The sequence below is a fragment of the Sanguibacter gelidistatuariae genome (assembly GCF_900096585.1).
Classification (GTDB): domain Bacteria; phylum Actinomycetota; class Actinomycetes; order Actinomycetales; family Cellulomonadaceae; genus Sanguibacter; species Sanguibacter gelidistatuariae.
The window spans coordinates 398,938-423,779 of the sequence record NZ_FMYH01000003.1; the positions used below are offsets into that span (position 1 = coordinate 398,938).

The 24,842-nt window shown below is 70.4% G+C and carries 23 protein-coding genes; 11 read left to right on the top strand and 12 right to left on the bottom strand.

The annotated features are described in order from the left end of the window. Positions 1 to 36 precede the first annotated feature (36 nt). Entirely contained in the window at positions 37 to 1,503 is a 1,467-nt protein-coding gene (gene rny, locus BLQ50_RS09530; RefSeq protein WP_093183140.1) for a ribonuclease Y, read from the top strand. A gap of 36 nt (positions 1,504 to 1,539) precedes the next feature. On the opposite strand, the gene BLQ50_RS09535 is transcribed toward rny, so the two are convergent. The 4 genes from BLQ50_RS09535 to BLQ50_RS09550 all read right to left on the bottom strand — a co-directional run bounded on the left by BLQ50_RS09535 (position 1,540) and on the right by BLQ50_RS09550 (position 4,922). Then, positions 1,540 to 2,385, bottom strand: a complete 846-nt coding sequence (locus BLQ50_RS09535) for an amino acid ABC transporter permease (protein WP_093183141.1) — start codon at positions 2,383 to 2,385, stop codon at positions 1,540 to 1,542. Beyond that, positions 2,382 to 3,032 (bottom strand): amino acid ABC transporter permease, encoded by a 651-nt coding sequence (locus BLQ50_RS09540; protein WP_093183142.1) that lies wholly within the window; start codon positions 3,030 to 3,032, stop codon positions 2,382 to 2,384. Before BLQ50_RS09540 ends, BLQ50_RS09535 begins: the two co-directional genes overlap by 4 nt. Positions 3,033 to 3,158: 126 nt before the next feature. Continuing rightward, on the bottom strand, positions 3,159 to 4,034 hold the full coding sequence (locus BLQ50_RS09545) for a glutamate ABC transporter substrate-binding protein (RefSeq protein WP_093183144.1): 876 nt from the start codon (positions 4,032 to 4,034) through the stop codon (positions 3,159 to 3,161). Between the two features lie 108 nt (positions 4,035 to 4,142). Next, on the bottom strand, positions 4,143 to 4,922 hold the full coding sequence (locus BLQ50_RS09550) for an amino acid ABC transporter ATP-binding protein (RefSeq protein WP_093183145.1): 780 nt from the start codon (positions 4,920 to 4,922) through the stop codon (positions 4,143 to 4,145). Positions 4,923 to 5,056: 134 nt separating this feature from the next. On the opposite strand from BLQ50_RS09550, the gene miaB reads away from it, so the two are divergent. Then, a complete protein-coding gene (gene miaB, locus BLQ50_RS09555; protein WP_093183147.1) occupies positions 5,057 to 6,787 on the top strand; it encodes a tRNA (N6-isopentenyl adenosine(37)-C2)-methylthiotransferase MiaB in 1,731 nt (576 codons plus the stop codon). A 35-nt stretch (positions 6,788 to 6,822) separates the two neighbouring features. Here the strand turns inward: miaB and BLQ50_RS09560 are convergent, their stop codons facing one another. Both BLQ50_RS09560 and BLQ50_RS09565 read right to left on the bottom strand, forming a co-directional pair. Beyond that, positions 6,823 to 7,380 (bottom strand): type III secretion system chaperone family protein, encoded by a 558-nt coding sequence (locus BLQ50_RS09560; RefSeq protein WP_093183148.1) that lies wholly within the window; start codon positions 7,378 to 7,380, stop codon positions 6,823 to 6,825. Further along, positions 7,377 to 7,991, bottom strand: a complete 615-nt coding sequence (locus tag BLQ50_RS09565; RefSeq protein WP_093183150.1) for a type III secretion system chaperone family protein — start codon at positions 7,989 to 7,991, stop codon at positions 7,377 to 7,379. Before BLQ50_RS09565 ends, BLQ50_RS09560 begins: the two co-directional genes overlap by 4 nt. Positions 7,992 to 8,114: 123 nt before the next feature. Between BLQ50_RS09565 and BLQ50_RS09570 the strand changes: the two genes are divergently transcribed. Next, positions 8,115 to 8,723, top strand: coding sequence for a hypothetical protein (locus BLQ50_RS09570; protein ID WP_093183151.1), 609 nt, complete (start codon positions 8,115 to 8,117; stop codon positions 8,721 to 8,723). On the opposite strand, the gene BLQ50_RS09575 is transcribed toward BLQ50_RS09570, so the two are convergent. The 3 genes from BLQ50_RS09575 to BLQ50_RS09585 are packed head-to-tail and all read right to left on the bottom strand — an operon-like array spanning position 8,720 to position 13,141. Then, positions 8,720 to 10,759, bottom strand: a complete 2,040-nt coding sequence (locus BLQ50_RS09575; protein WP_093183153.1) for a hypothetical protein — start codon at positions 10,757 to 10,759, stop codon at positions 8,720 to 8,722. The genes BLQ50_RS09570 and BLQ50_RS09575 overlap by 4 nt on opposite strands. Then, positions 10,756 to 12,645, bottom strand: coding sequence for an HSP90 family protein (locus tag BLQ50_RS09580; RefSeq protein ID WP_093183154.1), 1,890 nt, complete (start codon positions 12,643 to 12,645; stop codon positions 10,756 to 10,758). The genes BLQ50_RS09575 and BLQ50_RS09580 overlap by 4 nt, the downstream gene beginning before the upstream one ends. Before the next feature lie 25 nt (positions 12,646 to 12,670). After that, on the bottom strand, positions 12,671 to 13,141 hold the full coding sequence (locus BLQ50_RS09585) for a type III secretion system chaperone family protein (protein WP_175559084.1): 471 nt from the start codon (positions 13,139 to 13,141) through the stop codon (positions 12,671 to 12,673). A 175-nt stretch (positions 13,142 to 13,316) separates the two neighbouring features. Between BLQ50_RS09585 and miaA the strand changes: the two genes are divergently transcribed. Then, on the top strand, positions 13,317 to 14,282 hold the full coding sequence (gene miaA / locus BLQ50_RS09590) for a tRNA (adenosine(37)-N6)-dimethylallyltransferase MiaA (RefSeq protein WP_093183156.1): 966 nt from the start codon (positions 13,317 to 13,319) through the stop codon (positions 14,280 to 14,282). Beyond that, the gene (gene dapF / locus BLQ50_RS09595; protein WP_093183157.1) at positions 14,279 to 15,280 is read left to right on the top strand and encodes a diaminopimelate epimerase; all 1,002 of its coding nucleotides are present in this window, start codon (positions 14,279 to 14,281) and stop codon (positions 15,278 to 15,280) included. The genes miaA and dapF overlap by 4 nt, the downstream gene beginning before the upstream one ends. A gap of 52 nt (positions 15,281 to 15,332) precedes the next feature. On the opposite strand, the gene BLQ50_RS09600 is transcribed toward dapF, so the two are convergent. After that, positions 15,333 to 15,980 (bottom strand): class I SAM-dependent methyltransferase, encoded by a 648-nt coding sequence (locus tag BLQ50_RS09600; RefSeq protein WP_093183159.1) that lies wholly within the window; start codon positions 15,978 to 15,980, stop codon positions 15,333 to 15,335. Between the two features lie 134 nt (positions 15,981 to 16,114). Here BLQ50_RS09600 and hflX point away from each other — a divergent pair, with 134 nt between their 5' ends. Genes hflX through BLQ50_RS09615 form a run of 3 tightly spaced genes read left to right on the top strand, consistent with a single transcriptional unit; the run spans position 16,115 to position 20,876 of the window. Continuing rightward, positions 16,115 to 17,662, top strand: a complete 1,548-nt coding sequence (hflX, locus tag BLQ50_RS09605; protein ID WP_093183160.1) for a GTPase HflX — start codon at positions 16,115 to 16,117, stop codon at positions 17,660 to 17,662. A gap of 51 nt (positions 17,663 to 17,713) precedes the next feature. After that, a complete protein-coding gene (locus tag BLQ50_RS09610) occupies positions 17,714 to 19,837 on the top strand; it encodes an ATP-dependent DNA helicase (protein WP_093183162.1) in 2,124 nt (707 codons plus the stop codon). A 43-nt stretch (positions 19,838 to 19,880) separates the two neighbouring features. Beyond that, a complete protein-coding gene (locus BLQ50_RS09615; protein ID WP_093183163.1) occupies positions 19,881 to 20,876 on the top strand; it encodes an L-lactate dehydrogenase in 996 nt (331 codons plus the stop codon). A gap of 80 nt (positions 20,877 to 20,956) precedes the next feature. On the opposite strand, the gene lexA is transcribed toward BLQ50_RS09615, so the two are convergent. Further along, complete coding sequence (gene lexA, locus BLQ50_RS09620; RefSeq protein ID WP_217629145.1) at positions 20,957 to 21,700, bottom strand: transcriptional repressor LexA; 744 nt, start codon at positions 21,698 to 21,700, stop codon at positions 20,957 to 20,959. A 398-nt stretch (positions 21,701 to 22,098) separates the two neighbouring features. Here lexA and BLQ50_RS09625 point away from each other — a divergent pair, with 398 nt between their 5' ends. Together BLQ50_RS09625 and nrdR are read left to right on the top strand one after the other, a co-directional pair. Further along, entirely contained in the window at positions 22,099 to 22,557 is a 459-nt protein-coding gene (locus BLQ50_RS09625; protein WP_139185793.1) for a hypothetical protein, read from the top strand. 359 nt (positions 22,558 to 22,916) lie between these two features. After that, complete coding sequence (gene nrdR / locus BLQ50_RS09630; protein ID WP_093183345.1) at positions 22,917 to 23,453, top strand: transcriptional regulator NrdR; 537 nt, start codon at positions 22,917 to 22,919, stop codon at positions 23,451 to 23,453. Between the two features lie 10 nt (positions 23,454 to 23,463). Here nrdR and BLQ50_RS09635 read toward each other — a convergent pair whose 3' ends face one another. Beyond that, entirely contained in the window at positions 23,464 to 24,507 is a 1,044-nt protein-coding gene (locus tag BLQ50_RS09635; protein ID WP_093183168.1) for an aldo/keto reductase, read from the bottom strand. Positions 24,508 to 24,651: 144 nt separating this feature from the next. Between BLQ50_RS09635 and BLQ50_RS09640 the strand changes: the two genes are divergently transcribed. Next, the gene (locus BLQ50_RS09640) at positions 24,652 to 24,840 is read left to right on the top strand and encodes a DUF5302 domain-containing protein (RefSeq protein WP_093183169.1); all 189 of its coding nucleotides are present in this window, start codon (positions 24,652 to 24,654) and stop codon (positions 24,838 to 24,840) included. Positions 24,841 to 24,842 lie beyond the last annotated feature (2 nt).

Sequence of the window (24,842 nt, forward strand, 5' to 3'; positions counted from 1 at the left end):
GGGTGGGGTCGGCGACGAGGATGGGTAGGTGAGATCGTGACTGCAGGTGAGATCGGTGTCCTCCTGGCGCTGCTCGGATCGTCCCTGGTGGCCCTGCTCCTGGTGCACGTCGCCCGGCGCGAGGCCGCAGACGTGCGCGCCCAGGCGATCATCGACGTCGCCGAGGTCCGGGAGGCTACCAAGCAGCGTGACGCCGAGTCCCTCGTTCGGCTCGAGGAGGCGCGCGCCTCCGAACGCCACCTCAACAAGCTCCGATCACGAACCGAGGACATGGCCGAGAAGACCGACGCCCGCGCCGTCGAGGTCGAACGCCTGACCATCGACTCCGCCCAGGAACGGGCGCGGCTGCGAGCGACGCTGCTGACAGAGCTCGAAGCCGTGGCTGGGCTCTCCCAGGACGAAGCTTCCACCCGGCTCGTCGAGCAGATGCGTGAGCAGGCGGTCCAGGACGCAGCAGCCTCGGTCCACCGGATCGAGGCGGCCGCCCGCCGCCGCGCGGACGAGCGGGCCCGCCACATCGTCGCGACCGCGGTCCAGCGCCTCGCCGTCCCCACGAGCTCGGCGGCCGCCGTGACGGTCCTGGCGCTTCCCTCGGAGGACATGCGCGGGCGGATCATCGGCAAGGAAGGGCGCAACATCCGGACCTTCGAAGCCGTGACTGGCGTCAACGTGCTCCTCGAGGACGACTCCGAGTCCGTCCAGCTGTCCAGTTTTGATCCCGAACGTCGCGAGATCGCCGAGGTGGTGATGCGCCTGCTCATGGACGACGGGCGGATCCATCCGCAGCGGATCGAGGCGGCGTACGCCCATGCGTTCGCTGATGCCCCCGCGCGCACCGTCGCGGCCGGGCACGACGCCGCCGAGCGGAGCGGGGTGCAACGACTGGCTCCCGAGCTCGTCGAGGCGATGGGCCGATTGAGGCTGCGCTCCTCCTACTCCCAGAACGTCCTCGAGCACAGCGTCGAGTCCGCGCTGGTCGCCGCCGCGATGGCAGCGGAGATCGGCGCCGACGTCGAGCTGTCGCGACGAGCGGCGTTCCTGCACGACATCGGCAAGTGCCTGCCCGCGGGCTCGTCTGGCTCGCACGCCACGGTCGGGGCACGGCTCGTGGGGCGCGCCGGGGAGTCCGCTGTCGTGGTCAATGCCGTGGCGGCCCATCACGGGGAGATCGAGGCGACCTCGGTCGAGGCGGTCCTGGTGCAGGCTGCCGATGCGTGCTCGGCCGCACGTCCCGGCGCGCGCCGGGACGACCTCGACCGGTACGTCGAACGGATGGAGCAGCTCGAACAGCTCGTGAGCACCCACACCGGCGTGAAGAAGGTGCTCGCGATGGCCAGCGGCCACGAGGTCCGGGTCGTGGTCGAGCCCCGCGAGATCTCCGACGCGGAACTGCCCGGTCTCGCCGCGGCGATCGCCGGGCACATCGAGAAGGACCTGAGCTACCCGGGCGAGGTGTCGGTCACCGTCGTCCGCGAGCTCCGTGCGACGGCCACGGCGGGCTGACGCCGCCCCTGCGGACCCGCCCCCTGAGACTCACAGCTACCGCACGACGGTGAGATCGTCGACGGGGGTCGCGATCCGCGACGAGAGGCGGCGTTCGGTGAACACGGCCAGCCGGGTCAGAGTGAGGTTGACGACGAGGTAGATCGCGACGACGGCGACGAAGAGCGGTAGCCGAGAAGAGTCGCCGAAGAAGCTGTAGTTGTTCTTCATGACCGACAGCAGCTCCCCGTAGCCGACGATGAACCCGAGCGAGCTGTCCTTGAGCAGCACCACGAGCTGGCTGATCAGGCTCGGCAGCATGAGCTGGACAACCTGGGGCAGCTGGATGATCCGTAGGGTCTGCCCGCGGGTCAACCCGATCGAGGTCCCGGCCTCGACCTGCCCGTGAGGGAGAGCACTGAGGCCCGCCCGCAGGATCTCCGCGATGATGGCCGCGTTGTACAAGGTCAGTCCGAAGACGACTGCTTGGAAGGACGACAAGCCGAAGCCCAGGAGCCCGAAGAACATCATGAGGAGTACAGGCAGGCCGCGCAGCACCTCGATGACCACGACGGCGGGCCGCCTGACGATCGTGAGCCGTGAGGTGCGCAGGATCGCCAGCAGAAAGGCCAGGATCAGGGCGAGGGGCGCCGCGACCACCGCGGCCTTGAGCGTCCCGCCCAGCCCGACGACCAGCAGGGATCTCCACACGTCGGATGCGGTCTGCTGCTTGGGCGGGTCCGTCAGCACCTCCCACCGGTCGTCCAGCACACCGCGTCGGGAGAGGGACACGACGAACCACGCCACGAGTGCGAGGAGGACCACCGCGAAGGCGATCGATCCGATGCGTTCGATCCGCCGGGTCCGTGGCCCCGGGGCGTCGTAGAGGACGGAGCCGCTCATCGGCTGAACACCACCCGTCGTTCGATGGCCCCGGCGGCCAGGCCGGCCGGGATGGTGATGACGAGATAGCAGACCGCGATCCCGCCGAGCAGGAGGAGGACGTCGGAGGGGTTGTCCCGGGCGAGCGCTCGCCCGGTCGACGTGAGCTCGACGACCGCGAAGCCCGCCGCGACCGAGGTGTTCTTCGTCAGGGCGATGAGGACGTTGATGAGCGGCGGCACCACGCTGCGCAGAGCCTGAGGCAGGACGACCAGGCGCAGGGTGGACACCGTGCCCAGGCCGATCGCGCGGGCGGCCTCGGCCTGCCCGGCGCTGACGCTGTTGATCCCCGACCGGACTGCCTCGCAGACGAAGGCCGAGGTGTACGTGGTCAGTGCGATGATCGCGGGGACCTTTCCCAGCGGCAGCACGAACCCGAGGGTGGGCAGCACGAACACGTAGAAGATGAAGACAAGGGTGAGCGGGGTGTTGCGGACCGTCTCGACGTATACGGTCGCCACGACCCGCAGGCTTCGCAGCGGCGCAACGCGCAGCGCTGCCAGCACGGTGCCCAGGACGAGGGACAGCGCGCCCGAGACGACCGCGAGGAGCAGCGTCATCTGGAAGCCGTCGATGAACCTCGGCATCGACGAGACGAGTGCGTCCACGTGCCCTCCCTTCGTGGTGAGTACCCGGTGCAACGGCCGCCGTGACGAACGGCGACCGCTGCCGGCCAGGTGTGATCAAGCCAGGTGATCAAGCCAGGTGATCAAGCGGGGCGTGATCAGATCGGATCAGTACCGGTTGACCGCGGGCGGGGTGGGCGTCGGTAGGACCGTGCCTGCCGTGTCCTCCCATGCGGTGGTCCAGCGACCGTCGGTGAACGACGCCTCGAGGGTGTCGTTGATGAAGGCTCGGAAGTCGTCGTCGCCCTTCTTCAGGCCGATGCCGTACGGCTCCTCGGTGAACTGCTCACCGGCGATCTTGAAGTCGTCAGGGCTTTCCGATACGTACCCCGCGAGGATCACGTTGTCCGTGGTCACCGCGTCGACCTGGCCGTTGCGCAGCGGGTCGAGGCAGTCGGTGTACTGGGCGAAGACGACCAGCTCGGTATCGGGGAAGTTCTCCTCGATGTTCTTCGCGGGGGTCGACCCGTCAGCCGAGCACACCTTCTTACCGGCGAGGTCGTCGGAGGACGCGATCGAGGTCTCGTCCGCGCGCACCATGAGGGACTGGCCGGCGACGTAGTACGGACCGGCGAAGTCCACAACCTCCTTGCGCTTGTCGTTGATCGTGTACGTGGCCACGACGATGTCAACCTGGCCGTCCTGGATGAAGGACTCGCGGTTCTGGGACACCGTCTCCTTCCAGGTGATGTCCTCCGGCGCGATCCCGAGCTCGGCGGCGATGATCTTCGCGATTTCGACGTCGAAACCGACTGGGGTGCCATCCGGTCCGACCAGCCCGAACAGTGGTTGGTCGAACTTCGTCCCGACGATGATCGTCCCCTGGTCAGCGAGGCGGGCCATCGTGCTCCCGGCAGGGAAGGCGCTCGCGTCCACGCTCGGGGTGGTCGGCGTGTCCTCCTTCTTGTCGTCGCTGCAGCTGGCCAGCAGCAGGGCGGCCGTGGCGGCGATGGCGACGAGCGCGGTTCTGGATGTTCGCAACATGGTCTTCTCCTTCGGTTCACGGCTGGCTGGGCCGTCGTGGGTGGCGCGAAGCCGGTCGGTGGGTGCTCCAGGGCTGTCGGTGGGCGGTCGGCTGAATGGAGAGTGGGATCAGTGGAAGAGGATCTTGGACAGGAAGTCCCGTGCCCGGTCGGAGGACGGGGCGGTGAAGAACTGCTCGGGCTCGGCCTCTTCGAGGACCTGGCCGTCGGACATGAACACGACGCGGTCCGCGGCCTTGCGGGCGAAGCCCATCTCATGGGTGACGACGATCATCGTCATTCCCTCGGTCGCGAGACCGACCATGACGTCCAGGACCTCGGTGATCATCTCTGGGTCCAAGGCTGAGGTGGGCTCATCGAAGAGCATGACCTTGGGGTGCATGGCCAGCGCGCGGGCGATCGCGACCCGCTGCTGCTGGCCGCCGGAGAGCTGGGCGGGCATCTTGTTCGCCTGCGAGTCGACGCCTACCCGTCTGAGCAGCGTCATCGCAAGCTCCTTCGCCTCCGCGGAACGCATCTTCTTGACCTTGATCGGGCCGAGGGTCACGTTCTGCAGAACCGTCTTGTGGGCGAAGAGGTTGAAGGACTGGAACACCATGCCGACGTCGGCCCGCAGCTGGGCGAGGGCCTTGCCCTCCTCGGGGAGCACCCGGCCGTCCACCTCGATGGTTCCGGAGTCGATCGTCTCCAGGCGGTTGATGGCCCGGCAGAGCGTGGACTTTCCCGAGCCGGAAGGGCCGATGACCACAACCACCTCGCCCTGGCTCACCGTGAGGTTGATGTTGTTGAGAACGTGCAGCTCTCCGAAGTGCTTGTTGACGTCCGTGAGCCGCACGAGCGCGCGCCGGGCACCGATGGTGCCCGAAGTGGGTAGATTCGTGTCCTCCATCTGTCGAACGTAGGTGACCGGTGAGGCATCGGCGAGTCCTAACGGTCTCGGTCCCGTAACGACCGGACCCTGAGGTCACGGCGCTGACCGCCCGGCTCGTCACGTCCTCGTCGATGAGACGTATCCTTGTGCCGATGTCTGCGAACCTCGTGCCCCCCGCCGCCCTGCCCGTGCTGGACCTCCCGGCGACCGCCTTGGCGCCCGTCCCTGGTGGCGTGGGCGACGCCGACGCGCCCCGCACCTATCTGGTGCGCACGCTCGGCTGCCAGATGAACGTCCACGACTCCGAGCGCATGGCCGGGATGCTCGAGCAGGCCGGGTACCGCAAGGCGACCGACGCGGACGCCGCACGCTATGAGGCCGACGTCGTGGTGATCAACACGTGCGCGGTCCGGGAGAACGCCTCGACGAAGCTCTACGGAAACCTGGGCCAGCTCGCCGCGCTCAAGAACCGCCGCGAGGGCATGCAGATCGCGGTCGGCGGCTGCCTCGCGCAGAAGGACCGCTCGGGGATCGTCGACCGCGCCCCGTGGGTCGACGTGGTCTTCGGCACGCACAACCTCGACGCCCTCCCGGTGCTGCTCGAGCGGGCCCGGCACAACGAGGCCGCGCAGGTCGAGATCGCGGAGTCGCTGCAGGTCTTCCCGTCCACCCTGCCCACCCGGCGGGAGTCGGTCTACGCCGGCTGGGTCTCGATCAGCGTCGGCTGCAACAACACGTGCACCTTCTGCATCGTCCCGCACCTGCGCGGCAAGGAACGCGACCGTCGGCCGGGGCAGATCCTCGCCGAGATCGAGGCGCTCGTCGCCGAGGGCGCGATCGAGGTGACGCTGCTCGGCCAGAACGTCAACAGCTACGGCGTCGAGTTCGGCGACCGCGGTGCCTTCGCCAAGCTGCTGCGCGCCTGCGGGGAGATCGACGGCCTCGAGCGCGTGCGCTTCACCTCCCCGCACCCTGCGGCCTTCACCGACGACGTCATCGACGCGATGGCGCAGACCCCCAACGTCATGCCGCAGCTGCACATGCCGCTCCAGGCCGGCTCGGACCGCATCCTGCGGGCCATGCGCCGGTCCTACCGCTCGGACAAGTTCCTCGGCATCCTCGACCGGGTCCGCGCCGTCATGCCCGACGCCGCGATCACGACCGACCTCATCGTCGGCTTCCCCGGTGAGACCGAGGAAGACTTCGCCGAGACCCTGCGGGTCGTCGAGGCGAGCCGCTTCGCCTCGGCCTTCACCTTCCAGTACTCCCAGCGTCCCGGGACCCCGGCGGCCACCCTGCCCGACCAGCTCCCCAAAGAGGTTGTCCAGGAGCGTTACGTACGCCTCATGGCCCTCCAGGACGCGATCTCCGCGCAGGAGAGCGCGCGGCAGGTGGGACGCACGGTCGAGGTCCTCATCACCGACGGCGCCGGACGCAAGGACGGGGCGACGCATCGCCTCACCGGGCGCGCGGCCGACAACAGGCTCGTGCACCTCGCCCTGCCGGCCCACCTCACCTCGACCCTCGGCCGCGACGACGTCGCCGGCGGTGACCGCTCAGGCGGCGATCTGCCCGACGCCGTGGCAGCCGGCGACCCGCGCCTCGCGGACCGGCTGGACGACCAGCTGCCCCGGCCGGGCGACGTCGTCACGGTCCAGGTCACCCATTCCGCGCCTTACCACCTGGTCGCCGATTCCGCCCTCTCCGCCGGCCCAGCCCAGGCCGTGTACGCGGTGCGCCGCACACGGTCCGGGGACGCCTGGGTGCAGCGGGAGAAGGCACGCGCGGGCCTGGGTGAGGAGGAGCACAGTCACGGAACACAGCCGTCGCCGGTGCCCGGGGCGCCGGTCGAGCTCGGACTGCCGACGATCCGGCGGGCCTAGCGCGGGCCTAGATCGAGGCCCAGCTCGAGCGACCGTCAGCCGTCCCCGAACGCACCGTTGTCGTCCATGCCCTCAAGGTCGTCCGGGTCCTCGGGGGGGAGCAGCGCCGAGACGGACGTGAAGAGCTGGATCGAGGTCCCCAGGCCGCAGGCGACCATCTGCTCGAGCTGATTCTTCGTCGCGCCCGGGCCGAAGTCCACCGACACCTCGGTGTAGAGCGCGAGCCCGGCGGGCTCAGCGCGCAGGTAGGCCTTGGGCCAGATCCGTTCGCGGTTCCAGTCGTTGATGATCTGCAGGACGGCGAGGCGACCGGAGTCGGCGAGCGGGCGGTGCCACCGGCCGCGGACCTGCAGGATCTCGTGCTGGGTGCCCAGCAGCAGGAACCAGAAGCGGTTGCCGTCCCAGGTCCCGGTGATGTCGTCGTCGTCATCGAGGCGGAAGGTGTAGCCGCGGCGGGTGAGGTAGGCGCCCACCCGGTCCCGGGTGAGCGGGGTCGGTAGCTCGGTGGGGATGTGCACGGCCGTGTCGGGGGCTGAACCTGTTCCCTTCGCGAGGATCCGGGCGAGCCACGGCGCGCGTTGGCGGGCGCTCATGGTGCCACCCGCGCGGGGTCGGGGTAGAGGGCATCGAGGGCGTCGAAGAGCATCGCGCCGGTGCTGAGCCCGCACGTGAGGACCTGGTCGAGCTGTTCGTCGTTGGCGCCGTGCTCGAAGTCGACCGACACCTCGCCGTAGACCTGGATCATGCCGTTGTCACGGACCCGGAAGTACGCCTTGGGCCAGATCCGGTCGGTGTTCCACTCGTTGCAGAACTCGAGGACCTCCTCGATCCGGTCGATCGTGATCTCGCGGTTCCACTGACCGCGGACCTGGAGGATCTCTCGCTCGCCGCCGAAGAGCAGGAAATAGTACAGCCGTGAGTGCCACAGGCCGCCGATGTCCCCGTCGGAGTCGATGAAGTAGGAGTACCCGTAGTCGCCGATCCAGTCGACGATCCTGGCCATCGTGAGCGGACCCGGCGCGTGGCTGGTGTCGGTGTCGGCGATGGTGAGCCCGCCGAGCTTGTCGACGATCATCGCCTCGACATCGCCCCCGGTCTGGGGAAGCGACTGGGCTCCCGGGTGACCCGCGGTCGCTCCATGCGTGGCGCGGCTGGGACCGGTCTCGTCAGCCGTGCGGCGCCAGCGATCTCTGAAGAACCCCATGCGAGCCAGCCTACCGTTGCCGCTGCCCGGTCGCCGTACGGTCACCCAGCGGGCTCGGCGGCCGTGATCGGTTACCGTGGGGCTGTGCCAGCCTCAGCGACAGTCACCGTGCAACGACATGAGATGAGCCTGGCACTGCTGCCCGGCGTGACCGGCCGCCACGACGTCTTCGCCGACCGGCGCGGTGAGCTGGTGGGGTTGTTGCGACAGGCGCTCGAGAAGTGCCTGACGCCGGGGAGCACCGTCACGGTGGTCGCACCGGCCCTGGTCTCCCGCACGACGACGACGGCGCAGCCCGACCTCGGTGCGATCGGCTACGCCGCCCCGCAGGACCTGGCCGGCGAACCGGTCCTGCCCCACGAGACCGGCCTGCCGTGCGAGCTGCCCCGGACCTACGAGCCGCCCCGGTCCTACGAGACAGCCCTGCACGTGACGGCCTCGGCTGCGGTGACACTCCTGCGCCTGGCCGGCTGGGCTGGGGGGATCACGACCCACGAGATCGGCGCGGGCCGTGCGGTCCTGGCCCGGACGCTGACCGCGCCGGACACCGCGCCAGACAGCATGGGCGGTCTTCCGATGGGCACCGTATCGCACCTCGTGGTCTTCGCCTGTGCGACGCCGGACGGTGCGCTCCCTGCAGGAGCCTCCGAGGTGCTCGCCGAGGCTGAGCGGCAGGCCCATGCCCTCCACCGCGAGGTCGTCACCGCCCTCAAGACCTCTGAGCTGTCCTAGCCCGCCAGGCCCTTGACAAGGGTGGCGGCCTCGTCTGCGCGCCCCAGGTCGGTGAGCGCCTGGATGAGGAGACCTGTGACCTCGACCCGGTTGTCTCGCGCCCGGATCTGGGCGAAGCCCTCGACCGCGGACTCGAGGAACCACACGGCATCCGCCGGGCGCCCCGACCCCTGCTCGACCGTGCCGGCGAGCCAGAAGGCGTGCGAAGCGTCACCGATCAGGTCATGGGCCGCGAATGCCTCCGCGGCCCGCCGGGCGTCGGTGACCGCGGCCGGACCGTTCCCGTTCGAGGCGTGGACGCGGGCTCGGGTGTCGAGCAGGTGGGCCCGTTCGACGGCGACGACGCGTACCTGCTGCGCGAGTCGCGCGGCGTCGGGTGGTGGGGGACCGTCGGGCCGGCCTGCGGCGTCGTCACGTCCGGCGTCGTCGGGAGCGTGCTGCTCACGCCCCGCTCGGTCGTGCCCGGCTCCGTCGTGCGCTGTCACAGCGAGGGCGTGGCCGGACTCGGCCGCCTCGAGAGCCGTGGTGAGGAGATCCGTGGCGCGTGACGACGCATCGGTGGAGCTGAGCAGGCGCGCGGCCATCCGGGCGACGGGGCCGATGTACTCGATGGCCGTCCCCGCAGAGAACAGCAGCGACAGCGCGGCGTCGGCCGTCGCGGCCGCACCGTCGAGGTCGCCGAGGCGGTCGCTCAGCGCGGCGGCCTCGGCCAGCGCGAAGCCTCCGGCCTCGTTCTCACCGGCCGCTGTGAAGGCCGCGCTGGCCTGGGCATAGAGCCGGGCGGCGGTCACCGGGTCCTCGTCCGCCATGCGTTCGGCCTGGTCGACGAGTGCATCCGGACCGATGCCCACATGTGGCTGAAGCCCCGAGGTGTGGCCGCCCGCAGGCGCGCCGGCCGCGCCCTGTGTGCCAGGACCGGCAGCGGCCGCGCCAGCGCCACCCAGCACCGTGAGGTTGACCGGCAGCCGGACGTGGCTGCCCGACCACGCCCGCAGCGTCCGGTCGGTCATCGCTGAGGTGCCGCCGCGCCGGTCGAAGTCGGCGGCGAGGGAGAGAGCCTGATCACGCATCCAGTCGTCGAGCTCGCCGATCGTCGTGGCGGGCACGTCGTCGAGAGAGATCGGTGTCGTGACGTCGTCGGCGCGCAGCGCGGCCACCCCGACTCCCGCGGTCGTCAGGAAGGACCAGCGTCCCTGCGGCGACTCGGTGCGCGTCAGGAGCTTCTGGTACCGGACGAGGAAGCGCAGGGCGGTGGTCGTGTTGGCTGTGCGGGCGAGGAACTGGATGTGACGACCGTGCGCGCCGCACATCTCCCCGGACGTGTCCAGGGTCGCCAGGCCGCGCCGGTGCGCGCGGGCTGCGCCGTCGGCGTCGCCCACCTCGAGGTAGGCGAGCTGCAGCTGGGAGAGCATGTCTGCCGGCTCTGTGCGGCACTCCTCGCCGGCCTCCTGGGCGTTCTCCAGCAGCCGGATGCCCTCCGCGTAGCGCCCCTCCTCGAAGAGGTAGGCGGTCCGGTCGCCCGGCTCGCACGCGGGGCACTGGGAGAAGTCGTCACGCTCGGTCGTCACCCACTCCTCGTAGCGGGCGGGCAGCTCGGCGTCTCCAAGCAGGTGGTGCCACTCGAATGTCAGGTGGTTGACGGCGCTCAGCCCGTTCCCGGCAAGCCGGTAGCGCCGCTCCATGTCCTCGATCGTCGCCTGGATCTGCGCGGCCGGGATGCTCGGGTAGCTCATGAGGTTGGAGACCATCCACTTGAACGACCAGAACAACGAGTGCACGTCCTGGGCGTCGAAGAGCTCGGGGCGCTCGTCCCACAGCCGCACAGACCGGGTGAACGGCAGGTAGGCCTTCTCGACCTCCTCGCTGAAGGCGTACGACTCCACGAGGGAGAACAGTGCGAAGGCGACAGCTCCCTCCGGGCCCTGGGCGCCGACCTCACGCGCGAGCTCGGCGGCGACCTCGTTGCGGGCGAGGCCGAAGGGCATCTCCCGCACGCGCATGATCGCCTGGTTGGCCTCGTCGATCGAACGGGTCATGAGAGCGGTCCTTGGGCTGGGTCCGACGGCGGGCGGTCGCCGCTGCCCGCGGCGCTGCGGAGCAGGGTCGAGAGCGCCCCGTTCATCAGGGTCGCCTCGCTCACGCTCAGCGGACGCCCGGAGAGCAGGAGGGCCGTGACGTAGAGCGCCTGGGCGCCGGCGGCGCGCACCTGGGTGTCCCGGGCCTCGAGCACGTCCCGGACGGCGGGGTTCTTGTCGTTGAGCACCATCCGGCGCACAGTCGACGGCTTGGCGAACTGGCCGAGTACCCCGCCCCACAGGTCGGAGCCCTGCGCGAGGGTCTCGCTCACGTCGCGGGCGTGCTCGGCGTCTCGGTCGTCGAGCAGCAGGGACGGGATCTCGTGGGGTTCGAAGGAGCGCAGGTCGAGGTCGCAGCCGCTCGGCAGCACAGCCGCGCGGACGGCCTCGAGCGCGTCGGTCGTCTCGAGCTGACGCATCGGTTCGAGCGGGGAGAGCACCTGGGACACGTCGGCGGAGGTGATCGGGGAGACCGTCCATTGCGGCCGCCGGCGGCGGACCCGCTCGAGCAGGTCGGCGTCGTAGACGTAGCCGGCGTTGACGACCGAGAGGTTCTGGGCGTGGGCGACCGGGGCGATCCGCCGGAAGCCCTCGACCGTCGGCGTGAAGTGGATCTGCCCGTGGGTGGCATGGATCTGGGCGAGGGTGGCCTGGCCGGTCGTGCACTCGTAGGGCAGCACGTCGATCGCGAGGTCGAGCATGTCGTCGTCGACCAGGGCGAGGGCGCGGACGGCGAGGTGGTGCACGGCGAGGAACTGGGCGGACCCGCCGTCGCGCAGCGCGAGGGTGTCCAGCGTCCACTGGCGGATCCGGGCGCCGAGCGCGTGGCGGGTTGCCAGCAGGATGTCGTCCTCGTAGAGGCCCTCCCGGGATGCGGTGGGCCGCACGGCCGAGGTGTTGAGGACGCACCGGACGAAGAACGCCCACGGCGGCAGCAGGTCGTCGACCTTGGTGCCGAGCAGCATCCGCTTGAGGTAGACCCGGTGGGCGCTCGAGGTGGTGGGGGAGACGGCCGAGGGCAGCACGTAGGCGACGCCGCTGAGCCCCGCGACCGGGATCTCCAGGTCGATGGCCGCCAACGGGGTGAAGCCGAGCGTCGTCTCGCAGTGCGCTCGCAGGGCCAGCTCTCGGGCCCGCGGGGTCGCGAAGCTTCGCTCCCAGGGCAGGTCCGGTTCTGCGAGGTCGCGGAGGCGCATCTCGCCCGAGGCCAGGCGCTCCTCGAGCAGCAGCTCGACGGGCAGCAGGGACCCGTAGTCGCGCGCCAACGACTCGACCGTGGCGGCCTCGAGCCAGTGCTCGAGGTCGCGGCGCGGCCGCAGCCGCACGGTGCTGCCGGCGGCTTCTGGGTGGCGCGGGTCGTCGTCGGGCAGCTCCGTGAGGGAGTAGCGACCGTCCGCGTGGCCGCGCCAGGCGATCGCCGAGGCGTGGGGGTCGCGTGCGGAGCGCGAGACCAGCTCGATCTCGTCGGTGACCATGAACGCCGAGAGCAGCCCGATGCCGAACTGGCCGAGGAACTGCTCGCGCCCGGTGCCCAGCTCCAGGTCGCGCTTGGAGCTGCGACCGATCGTCGCGAGCAGCTCGCGGGCCTCGGCCAGGGTGAGACCCACCCCGGTGTCGGTGACCTCGAGCCCGCCATCCGGGAGCGGCCGCAGGGTGATCCGCCGGGGCGCGGCCGGTCGGCCGAGCTGACCGGGCGGCCCAGCCTCGCCGGCCAGATCATCCCGCGCCGTGATCGCATCCACGCCGTTCTGCAGCAGCTCGCGCAGGTAGACCCGCGGGCTCGAGTAGAGGTGGCGGGCGAGGAGGTCGACGATCCCCCCGAGGTCGACCTGGAAGGTCTGGCTCATGCGGCTCCGTTCACGGCGGGACAGGTCACTCTTCGGAGATGCCTAGGCTCTCGGCGATGCGCTCGAAGGCCCGCAGTCCGGTGAAGAGCCCGCAGGAGATGAGCTGGCCGAGCTGGTCGTCGCTCACGCCGTGCTCGAGGTCGGTCGAGACCTCGGAGTAGACGCCGATCTCCTCGTCCTCGACCCGGACGTACAGCTTTGGCCAGATGAGGTCCCGGTTGAACTCGTTGAGCAGCACCGCGAACTCGGCCTCGCGGCTGGCGGGGAAGGAGTGCTTCCAGCGCCCACGGATCTGCAAGACCTCCTGCGCCTCGCCCATCTGGAAGAAGTAGAAGACGTTGTCGTCCCACTGGCCGCCCACGTCACCATCGGGGTCGACCCCGAAGGACCAGTCCTGGGACGTGAGGAACGCCTCGATCCGGCTCCGCGCCAGCGGTGCGTTCTCACCGCTGGCGGCCAGCGAAGGAGTGGTCTCGGGCTTGTTGAAGAACCCCATCGTGATGATCTCCTGAAGTCGGGTGTGATCGGTGTCGTACGTGCCGGTGCGGGCAGCTGCCTGCCGTATGCGATGGAATCCGTGGGTGTCCACAAGATCACGGATGCGGAGAGCAGCCTATGGGCAATGGCTGACAAGCGCCAAGGACGGCAGACAAAGACGGTACCGTCTCGGTGTGCTGATCGTCGCTGTGGTGGGCCCAACGGCCACCGGAAAGTCCGACCTTGCCCTGGATCTCGCCCAGGCGCTGACCCCTGCCGGGGGGCCGCCCGCGGAGATCGTCAACGCCGACGCCTACCAGCTCTACTCCGGCATGGACATCGGTTCGGCCAAGGTTCCCGTGGACCAGCGCCGGGGGATCGTCCATCACCAGATCGACGTGCTCCGTGTCGGTGAGGATGCCTCGGTCGCTCGCTACCAGGCCTCCGCACGCGCGGATCTCGACGCGATCGCCGCGCGCGGGGCGCGGGCGGTCGTGGTCGGCGGGTCGGGTCTCTACCTGCGAGCCCTGCTCGACGACATGACGTTCCCCGGGACGGACCCGGCCGTGCGCGCCGCCCTCGAGGAGCGGGCCGAGCGGGAGGGCACGCGTGCCCTCTTCTCCGAGCTCGAGCGGTCCGACCCGGCCGCCGCCGTCTCGATCGGCCCGAAGAACACCCGGCGGATCGTCCGGGCACTCGAGGTGATCATGATCACCGGCGCCCCGTTCACCGCCAACCTGCCTCGGCAGGAGTACGTCCGCCCCGCCGTGCAGATCGGCCTGGACTGCGACCGCGACGTGCTCGACGCCCGGGTTGAGGCGCGGGTCGAGCACATGTGGGACGCCGGCCTCGTCGATGAGGTGCGCACGCTGAGCCGCGGCCTCGGGCGCACCGCAAGGCGCGCCGTCGGCTACGCGGAGGTGCTCGCCTACCTGGCCGGGGAGACTACCGCCGAGCAGGCCCGCGCGGACGTGACGGCGAACACCCGCCGGCTGGCCCGCAAGCAGATGGGCTGGTTCGGCCGGGACCCCCGGGTCGCGTGGCTCTCGGTCGGCTCCCCGACCCTGCTCGACGACGCGCTCGCGGTCATCGCGGCGGCCGATGCCGGCCAGGCACCCGCTCCGGGGACCGGTCCGGTGCGTCGTAGTCTTGGCTCATGACGAGCGAGAACCGTGACCTGACCCCCGTCGCCGCTGTGCCGGCCGCTCAGCCAACCGCTCAGCCAGCTGGGCAGCTCTCCTTCACCAAGGGGCACGGGACCGAGAACGACTTCGTCCTCATCGACGACCGCCACGCCACGCTCGACCTGACCCCCGCCATGGTTCGCGAGCTCACCGACCGACGGGCCGGCATCGGAGCCGACGGTGTCATCCGGGTCGTGCCCTCCGCCGCGCTGGACGAGGGCGCGGCCGTCCTCGCCCAGGACCCGAGCGCCGTGTGGTTCATGGACTACCGCAACGCCGACGGCTCGATCGCGCAGATGTGCGGCAACGGGGTGCGTGTCTTTGCCGCCTACCTCGAGGACCTCGGCCTCGCCTACTTCGACGACGGACACGAGCTGGCCCTGGGCACCCGTGCCGGCGTGCGGCGGGTGCGCAAGGAGGCCAACGGGTGGTTCGCGGTCGACATGGGAGTGTGGTCCTTCCCCGGTGGCACCGGCGCGGTCACGGACGGCTTCGACGCCGAGGTGGGAGTGCGCGGCCTCGAGCCGGCGGGCGCGGAGATCCCTCGCCCGGCGCTCAGCGTGGACCTCGGCAACCCGCACACCGTCCTCGCCCTGGCGACCGTGGCGGACCTGGAGCGCGCAGACCTGACCCACGCGCCCCGGGTCGTGCCCACCCCGCCGCAGGGGACCAACGTCGAGCTGGTCGTTCCCCTCGGTGAGGAGACCACGGTTGACGGATCCGTCGTGGGACGCGTGCGGATGCGGGTGCACGAGCGCGGGGTGGGGGAGACCCGCTCCTGCGGGACCGGTGCCTGTGCGGCGGCCCTGGCCGTCCGCGCCTGGGCCGGCGACGGCGCCCCCGACGTCTGGCTGGTCGAGGTGCCCGGGGGGACCGTCCGCGTGACGATGCTCACCGACGGCCACGTCGAGCTCGCCGGACCTGCCGAGCTCGTCGCCGACGGGCAGCTGCGGTCGCCGGTGCGCGGCGCCTGAAGACAGCCGATGCACGGGGACTGAGCCCAGCCGCTGCGCGACTGGGCGCCGCTCAGTCCCGGATGACCTCGATGACCCGAAACCCCTTGGCGCTCGCGAGCTTGGTGACGGTGGCCGTGAACGGTCCCTGCGCGGACCGGAAGTCGCCCTGGGCGCCGTAGCGGCTGGCCATCCACCCCTGGAGGGAGTCGGCTCCGAGGTTGCGCTGCACCACGAGGTACGCGCTCGACCCTGGGAGCAGCCGCGGCAGCCACGTGTCGAGCATCGAGTGCAGCTCGTCTTTGCCAACCCGGATCGGCGGGTTGGACCAGATCGCGGCCAGCCGCACGTCGTCGGGCACCTCCTCGGGGCGTACGGCCCGCACGTTGCTCAGGCCCAGTTTCTCGGCGTTGCGCCGCAGCAGGTCGAGCGCTCGCTCGTTGACGTCCACGCCCCACACCGTCGCCTGACGGTTCTGCAGCGCCATGGTGAGCGTGATCGGCCCCCAGCCGCAGCCGAGGTCGAGCACGTCACCCGTGGGCGGGTCCGAGACGGTCCGCAGCAGGACCGAGGTGCCCAGGTCGATGCGCCCGGGGGAGAAGATCCCACCGGCCGTCTCGACCTCGTAGGGCTGGGAGTCCAGCACGACGGAGAGGGTGCGCCGTTCGTCCGGGCTGGCCGGCTGGGCGGTGAAGTAGTGGTCCGGGGTTTCGTCGCTCACAAGCGGTAATCGTAGGCGAGGGCGGCGCTCGCGGGGAGCGGTGCTTTCCTCTGTCCGCAAAAACGCTACGGCCGGGGCGACCTGACGTGGGAACCTTAGGTGCACGGCAACACTTGGTCGACCGAAGGACTTGCATGACGAACAGCCACGAACCGCAACCCACCTCGTCGCAGGACCCGTCCGGACCGGACGAGACCAGCGGACCGGTTGCGGCGGCGTCGGCGCGAGACGTCGCGAGCGACGTCGTCGCCCGGGTGCTGGCCCGCGCGGGCACAGCCCGCGCCGCGGGCGGCACGCAGCACTCCTCCCACGACGGGGACCAGCTCGAGCTCGCCGAACGCACCGCGCTGCGCCGGGTCGCGAACCTGTCGACCGAGCTTGAGGACGTCACCGAGGTCGAGTACCGCCAGCTCCGCCTGGAGAAGGTCGTCCTGGTGGGCCTGTGGTCCCGAGACGCGATGGACGCGGAGATCTCCCTCCGCGAGCTCGCCGCGCTCGCGGAGACGGCCGGCTCCCAGGTGCTCGACGGCGTGCTCCAGCGCCGCCAGACCCCCGACCCGGGCACGTACCTGGGCTCGGGCAAGGCGGCTGAGCTGGCTGCTGTCGTCGCCGCGACCGGGGCGGACACGGTTGTCATCGACGGCGACCTGGCACCGTCCCAGCGGCGCGCGCTCGAGGACATCATCAAGGTCAAGGTCGTCGACCGGACCGCGCTGATCCTCGACATCTTCGCCCAGCACGCCAAGTCCCGGGAGGGCAAGGCCCAGGTCGAGCTCGCCCAGCTCGAGTACCTCCTGCCGCGCCTGCGCGGGTGGGGCGAGTCGATGTCCCGTCAGGCCGGTGGCCAGGTGGGTGGCGCGGGAGCCGGGATGGGCTCGCGCGGACCGGGCGAGACGAAGATCGAGCTCGACCGCCGCCGGATCCGCAACCGGATGGCCAAGCTGCGCCGCGAGATCGACGCGATGGCCCCCTCGCGGGAGACCAAGCGCGCCAACCGCAAGCGCAACGCGATCCCCTCGGTCGCGATCGCCGGGTACACCAACGCCGGGAAGTCCAGCCTGCTCAACGCGCTCACCGGTGCCGGGGTGCTCGTGGAGAACGCGCTCTTCGCCACGCTCGACCCGACGGTGCGCCGGACCAAGACGGCGGACGGGCGGATCTACACCCTCGCCGACACGGTGGGCTTCGTCCGCGCGCTCCCGCACCAGCTCGTCGAGGCCTTCCGCTCGACCCTGGAGGAGGTGGCCGACGCCGACCTCCTGCTGCACATCGTCGACGCCTCCCACCCGGACCCGGAGGGGCAGATCGAGGCCGTCCGCCACGTGCTGGCGGACATCCCCGGTGCCCAGGACGTGCCCGAGGTGATCGTGCTGAACAAGGCCGACGTCGCCGCGCCTGAGACGATCACCCGGCTGCGCAGCCAGGAACGCAACACGATCGTCGTCTCCGCCCACACCGGCGAGGGCATCGGTGAGCTGCTCGAGTTCATCGCTGCCTCCCTGCCCCACCCCGGCGTCTCGATCGACCTCGTGGTCCCCTACAACCGCGGCGACCTGGTGAACCGCGTCCACCTCGAGGGTGAGATCGATCACCTCGAGCACGTGGGCGAGGGCACCCTGCTGCGTGGACGCGTCGACGAGGCGCTCGCCGCCGAGCTGGCCGCGGTCGCCATCCGCCCCTGAGCCCACCCGCCCCGCCCCCTCAGGGGGCCGGGCGGTGCGTAGACTCCATGGGTGAGTGACGCCGAGACCCCCGACCGCGCCGGCGACGACGCACCGGGTGCGGCCGACGTCCATCGACTTCTGGACCTCGCGGTCGGCGCCCTGGGCGGCGCGCGACGCGACGGTCAGCACGACATGACCGAGGCCGTGGCCACGGCGATGCGGACGAAGGAGCACCTGCTGGTCCAGGCCGGCACCGGGACCGGGAAGTCGCTCGGCTACCTCGTCCCCGCCGTCCACCACGCGGTCACCACGGACGAGCGGGTCATCGTCTCGACCGCGACCCTGGCCCTGCAGCGTCAGATCATGACCCGGGACCTGCCGCTCGTGGCGCAGACGCTCGCCCCGTACCTGCCGCGTCGCCCCCAGCTTGCGCTGCTCAAGGGCTGGCACAACTACGCCTGCCTGCACAAGATCGCCGGCGGCTACCCCCCGGACGACGCAGGCACCCTCTTCGACATGCCCCGGACCGAGGGACCCACCGAACCCCTCACCGCAGCAGGTCCCGGCGCGCCCTCCGCGGACGCCGACGGCGCCGCTGGGCTGGGCAAGCAGATCCTGCGGCTGCGGGAGTGGGCCTCGGACACCGAGACCGGCGACCGCGACGACATGGTCCCCGGGGTGAGCGACCGCGCCTGGCGGCAGGTGTCCGTCACGTCCCTGGAGTGCTTGGGACAGAAGTGCCCGCTGATCGACGACTGCTTCCCCGAGCGTGCACGCGGGATCGCCCGCGAGGCCGACGTCGTCGTCACCAACCACGCCATGCTCGGCATCGCCGCGACCGGGTCCCCGGGCGTGCTGCCCGAGCACTCGGTGGTCATCGCGGACGAGGCCCACGAGCTCTCCGACCGGGTCACGGCCGCGGCCACCGCGGAGCTCTCGGTCGCCTCGATCGAGCACGCCTCCCGCCAGGCCCGCCGCCACGGTGGGATCCCCACGACCGACCTCGACGCGGCCGCCGCGGACTTCGGCTCCGTGCTCGCCGGGTTGCCGGCCGAACGCTTCCCGGACGGGCTCCCCGAGGGGGCCCGTCTGTCCGTCGCGGGTGTGCGCGACGCCGCCCGCGCGGTCCTCAGCGCGCTCAAGCCCGAGCCGGGCAAGGGCCCCGGGTCCGACGCCGGATCGGCCAGCAGCGGCCTGAAGATGGCGTCGTCAAGCATGCTGCTGGTGTTCGAGACCGCCGAGCGGATGGCGGCCGACCACTCCGGCTTCGACGTGCTCTGGTGCTCGCGCGGGGGCGACGGCGGCTTCGGCGCCGGCATGTCCAAGCTGCACGCGGCCCCCCTCGGGGTGGCCGGGCTGATCCGGAGCAACCTGTGGGAGGAGAAAGTCGGCATCCTCACGTCCGCGACCCTCGCGCTCGGGGAGTCCTTCGATCCGATCGCGCGGGCCGTCGGGCTCGAGCGCGCCGCGAGCGAGGACGACGAGGACCCTGCCAAGGCTGGTCAGGCTGCCAAGGCCTCGCTGGCATGGCGCGGCCTCGACGTCGGTAGCCCCTTCGACTACCCGCGGCAAGGCATCCTCTACATCGCCAAGCGGCTGCCCACGCCTGGGCAGCAGGCGACGACCGACGACCAGGTCGAGGAGATGGTCGCGCTGATGAAGGCCGCGGGCGGGCGGACGCTCGGGCTGTTCTCCTCCCGGCGCGCGGCCGAGCGCGCCGCGGAGCTGGTGCGCGAGCTGGTGGACTTCCCGGTCCTGTGCCAGGGCGACGACCAGCTGCCCACGCTCGTGCGGGCCTTCGCCGCAGACGACGCCACGTGCCTGTTCGGCACGCTGTCCCTGTGGCAGGGGGTCGACGTGCCCGGCTCTGCCTGTCAGCTCGTGATGATCGATCGGATCCCGTTCCCGCGCCCCGACGACCCGGTCAAGGCCGCCCGGGCGCGCTACATCGAGAGCCACGGCGGGAACGGGTTCATGCAGGTTTCGGCTACCCATGCGGCCCTGCTGCTGGCCCAGGGGGCCGGCCGGCTGGTCCGCACGACGACGGACCGCGGGGTAGTCGCGGTCCTCGACCCGCGGTTGGCGACGGCCCGCTATGCGTCGTACCTGGTCAACTCGTTGCCGGACTTTTGGCAGACGACCGATCGACACGTGGCGGTTTCTGCGCTGGAACGGCTGGCGGCCCTAGGCTGAGGACAGCACCACCGTGCGAACCCGACTTTCCTGTGGAGGAAGCATGAGCGACCGTTCCAGAACACCCGCCCCGGTCGAGGCCAGCGCGGTCCGCAAGACGACGAAGGTCGCAGTGGTCGGCGCAGGTGCGGTGGGCTCGACGATGGCCTACGCCACGCTGATGCGCGGGTCAGCCCGGACCGTTGCACTCTTTGACATCAACAAGGCCAAGGTCGAGGCCGAGGCTCTCGACCTTGCCCACGGGATCCAGTTCATGCCGATGGCCGAGGTGATCGGCTCCGACGACGTCGCAGTGTGCGCCGACGCCGACGTCATCATGGTCACGGCGGGCGCCAAGCAGAAGCCTGGGCAGTCCCGCATCGACCTGGCCGAGGCGACCATCGGCCTCGTCTCGAAGATCCTGCCCGAGCTGCAGGCGGTCGCCCCCGACGCGATGTACGTCATGGTCACCAACCCGGTCGACATCGTCACGTATGCGGCGCTGAAGATCTCCGGTCTGCCGCCCACCCAGCTGTTCGGCTCGGGCACGGTCCTGGACTCCTCGCGCCTGCGCTACCTCATCGCCCAGCACTGCGGCGTCGCTGTGCAGAACGTGCACGCGTACATGGCCGGGGAGCACGGCGACAGCGAGATCCCGCTGTGGAGCTCGGCGACCATCGGCGGCGTACCGCTGCTGGACTGGGAGGGGATCGACGGACGCGGCCCGCTCACGGTGCAGGCCCGCGACGAGATCGCGCACGAGGTCATCAACTCTGCCTACCGCATCATCGAGGGCAAGGGGGCCACGAACTACGCGGTCGCCCTCGCCGGCAGCCGCATCATCGAGGCGGTCCTCAACGACGAGCACCGGGTGCTCCCGGTCTCGACCCTGCTTGACGACTACTACGGGATCAGCGACATCTGCCTGTCCGTGCCGTCCATCGTCGGACGCCACGGCTGCACGGACCGGCTCGCAGTCCCGCTCTCACCGCTGGAGATCCGCGGCCTGCAGCACTCGGCCGCCTCTCTGAAGGACGTGGCGCGCAAGTTCGGCTTCTGATCCGGGCATCTAGTACGAAGGGCTCCTCACCGTGGGTGAGGAGCCCTTCGTGAGTCTTGGGTCGTGTCAAAGTGCCCGGATCAGAGGCTGCGCAGGACCGACACGATCCGGCCGAGGATCGTCGCCTCGTCGCCGAGGATCGGGGAGAATGCCGGGTTGTGGGGCAGCAGCCAGACGTGGCCGTCGATCCGCTTGAATGTCTTCACGGTTGCCTCGCCGTCGATCATCGCCGCGACGATCTCGCCGTTCTCAGCGACGGGTTGGCGCCTCACGACGACCCAGTCGCCGTCGCAGATGGCGGCGTCGATCATCGACTCGCCGACGACCTTGAGCATGAAGAGCTCGCCGTCCCCGACGAGCTGGCGCGGCAGCGGGAAGACGTCCTCGACGAGCTGCTCCGCCAGGATCGGTCCACCGGCGGCGATCCGACCGACCAGGGGCACGTACGACGGCGTGGGGCGGTCCGGTTCGTCGGAGGAGGTGTCCAGCGCTGAGCCGGCGTATCCGGAACCGGAGGCCATGTCGTTGAGGGGCCGGCCGGCGCCCTCGGTGTATGGGCTGTGCACGAGCTCCATCGCGCGTGGGCGGTTCGGGTCGCGCCGCAGGTAGCCCTTGGCCTCGAGGACGGTCAGCTGGTGCTTGACGCTCGACGGGCTGTTCAGGCCGACCGACTCGCCGATCTCGCGCATGCTCGGCGCGTAGCCACGACCGGTCACCGAGTCTCGAATCGTGTCGAGGATGCGGCGCTGCCGCGAGGTGAGCCCGTCCGGGCCGATCCCGTCCCTGCGCCAGGGAGAGGCGGTGTCGTGAAGGGGTGTGCTCACGCTCGCAGGACCTGCCGCGCTGGTGTCGTTGGGTGCCACGGTGACCTCCGGTTGTGATGGGCATCTGCTGAGCGCTCGGACGCCCGGCGGGAGACCTGTTGACCGGCTCCAGGCCAGCAGGTTGTCTGCCGGTCGCGCCGTCCAGCCTGTGCGTCCAGTCCGTTTGTCGGTGGCTCGTGGTCGAGTCTCCTCGCGGGCTTGTTCGAGTCTAGGCCGATTGTGGGCAAGTCTCAAACAGTTGTTCGAGCGTGTCGGGATTGCCCCTTGCCAATCTCGAAAATATTCGTACAGTTGTACTACGAACAGATGTACGAATGAGTGCGGGGATGTCGGCACGGGCCGGCAGGTTCCCATGGAGATGCGCAGCTGGTCGCGTGCGCTGGAGAGATGGAGTGGACATGGCACTGGTTCTAGTTCCAGATCTGGTTGTTGTTCCCGAACGTGTTGTTGTCCCAGTGCGCGTGATCATGCCCGCGCGGGAGGACCTGCGCCGGTCGGCCGCGGATGCGCGGGCGGGCGCGCGGTCGCGACGCCTGGCGAGCGCATCGGTCGAGGGCTCGTTGTCCGATCTTGAGCTCACCCGCCGCGGACGGTGGGTGCTGTGGTCGATGGCGCTCGTCGTGGCGATCGGGGTGGCGGTGATGGGCGGGGGAGCTTTGGCGAGCACGCCGGACCTTCCCCGTGAGGTCACTCCGTACACGGTGTCCGAGGGGGACAACCTGTGGGGGATCGCGGAAGGGCTGGCTCGTCCTGGCGAGGACCTCCGTGACGTGGTCGACCTCATCGTCGAGGTCAACGGCCGGGCGTCGGCGACGCTGTGGGCCGGTGAGCAGATCATGCTGCCCGTTCGCGACTGATGTGTTCTCGAGATGTGAGACGACGTGCCCAGATGCTTGCGCACCATATTTAGGATGACCTAAGTTAGCCATGCCTCATCAACCGGCTGGGGGGCCGGTCATCGAGGTGAAGGCATGGCCGCGGTATTCGCGGGGCACATGGCTTCTCGAGCACGTCGGTGCAGGGCGAGGCGAGTCGCTCTCCATCGGATGGGGACGGGGGCGTCCCGCTAGGGCGGTCACTACGGTGACCGCCCTCGTTTGTCTGTCACGTCCAGATCGTCTGGCCCCGACCGCGCCGCGGTGCGCCCGACGGCGCGTATTCTTGCTGGTGTCCGCCCGACCGGGTGGACACAGGCGCAAGACCCTCGGAGGTGCGTGTGCACTGCCCGTTCTGTCGTCACTCGGATTCTCGCGTCGTCGACTCCCGGACGTCAGACGACGGTGCCTCGATCCGGCGTCGCCGTCAGTGCCCCAGCTGCAACCGCCGCTTCACGACCCTGGAGACGGCCAGCCTCTCCGTGGTCAAGCGGTCCGGCGTGACCGAGCCGTTCAGTCGCGAGAAGGTCGTCAACGGGGTCCGCAAGGCTTGCCAGGGGCGCCCGGTCAGCGAGGACGACCTCGCCATGCTCGCTCAGCGGGTCGAGGAGAGCGTCCGGGCGACCGGCATGGCGGAACTGGACGCGTACGAGATCGGCCTGACCATCCTCGGTCCGCTGCGGGAGCTCGACGAGGTCGCCTACCTGCGGTTTGCGAGCGTCTACCAGGGCTTCGACTCGCTTGAGGACTTCGAGGCCGCCATCAACCTGCTGCGTGCCGAGCATGAGCAGGCCGAGGACCCCGAGACCCCCGATCCGGGCGCCGGGACGGACGCGGAACCCTCTGGGCCGGACAACGGCCCCGCCGCAGGGGCGTAGCCCGTCACGTTCAGAGCGCGCTCGAGCGGGCCGCCCAGAGGTTGATCTCGCCGTCGACGCTGTTCTCGTCGATCGCGGCCAGCTCGGCGGCGGAGAAGTCGAGGTGTTCGAGCGCGGCGAGGTTCTCGTCGAGCTGATCGGTCGTACGGGCTCCCACGAGCACCCCGGACACCCTTGAGTCGCGCAGGCACCAGGACACGGCCATCTGCGCGAGGCTCTGCCCGCGATCACTGGCGATCTCCGCCAGTGCGGCGATCGCCGCCCGGTTGCGGAGGCTGAGGTAGGACGGTGGCAGCGACCCGCCGCGTGCAGCCCGAGAGTCGCCAGGGATCCCGTCGAGATACTTGGTCGTGAGCATACCCTGGGCGAGCGGGGAGAAGGCGAGCACCCCGAGGCCGGCGTCGCCCGCGACGTCGAGCACGGACTCCCCGCTGGCGTCGGGTTCCTCGATCCATCGGTTGAGGAGCGAGTACGACGGCTGGTGGACGCTCAGCCTGACCCCCGCCGTGTCGGCCGCCGCCAGCGCCTCGCGGGTGCGGCGCGCGGAGTAGGAGGAGACTCCGACGTAGCGCGCCCGCCCCGAGCTCACGGCGGTGGCGAGGGCTCCGATCGTCTCCTCGAGCGGTGTCGTCGGGTCGTAGCGGTGGCTGTAGAAGATGTCCACGTGGTCCAGCCCGAGACGGTCGAGAGACTGGTCGAGGGAGGACAGCAGGTGCTTGCGGGAGCCTCCCTCGCCATAGGCACCAGGCCACATCCGGTAGCCGGCCTTGGTCGAGATGAGCAGCTCGTCCCGGTGGCCCGCGAGGTCCCTGGCCAGGATCCGCCCGAAGCTGGCCTCGGCGGCGCCCGGCGGTGGGCCGTAGTTGTTGGCGAGGTCGATGTGCACGATGCCCGCGTCGACGGCATGGAGGACGAGTCCCCGCTGCGTCTCGAGCGCCGTCTGCTCGCCGAAGTTCTGCCACAGCCCCAGGCTGATTGGGGGGACCGCCAGGCCGGAGCCGCCCAGCCGGCGCTGGTGGGACGCGGAGGGGGTGCTACCGGCAGGGGAGGTCATGGTTCCACGCTACCGCTGCGATACTGGTGTCCTGCCTCAGGTGGCGCCCGAAGCGAGTATTCGCTGGCGGGAGTCGATGAAGTAGGGAAGTCTTGCAGGTGCATCAGGTACGCAGCAGACATCTAGACAAGGAGGTCCGGTGCTATGACGCAGGACAGTTCTCAGCAGGACGCGACGGTCAGCGAAGACACCAAGGCCAAGTTCAAGGAAGCGCTCGACCGTAAGAACGCCGGTCAGCACCTCAGTGCCGAAGGGTCCTCGAACACCGGGACCGTCCACGGCTCCGAGACCGCGGGCAAGACGAAGCGGGTCTTCCGCCGCAAGTCCGGGTGATC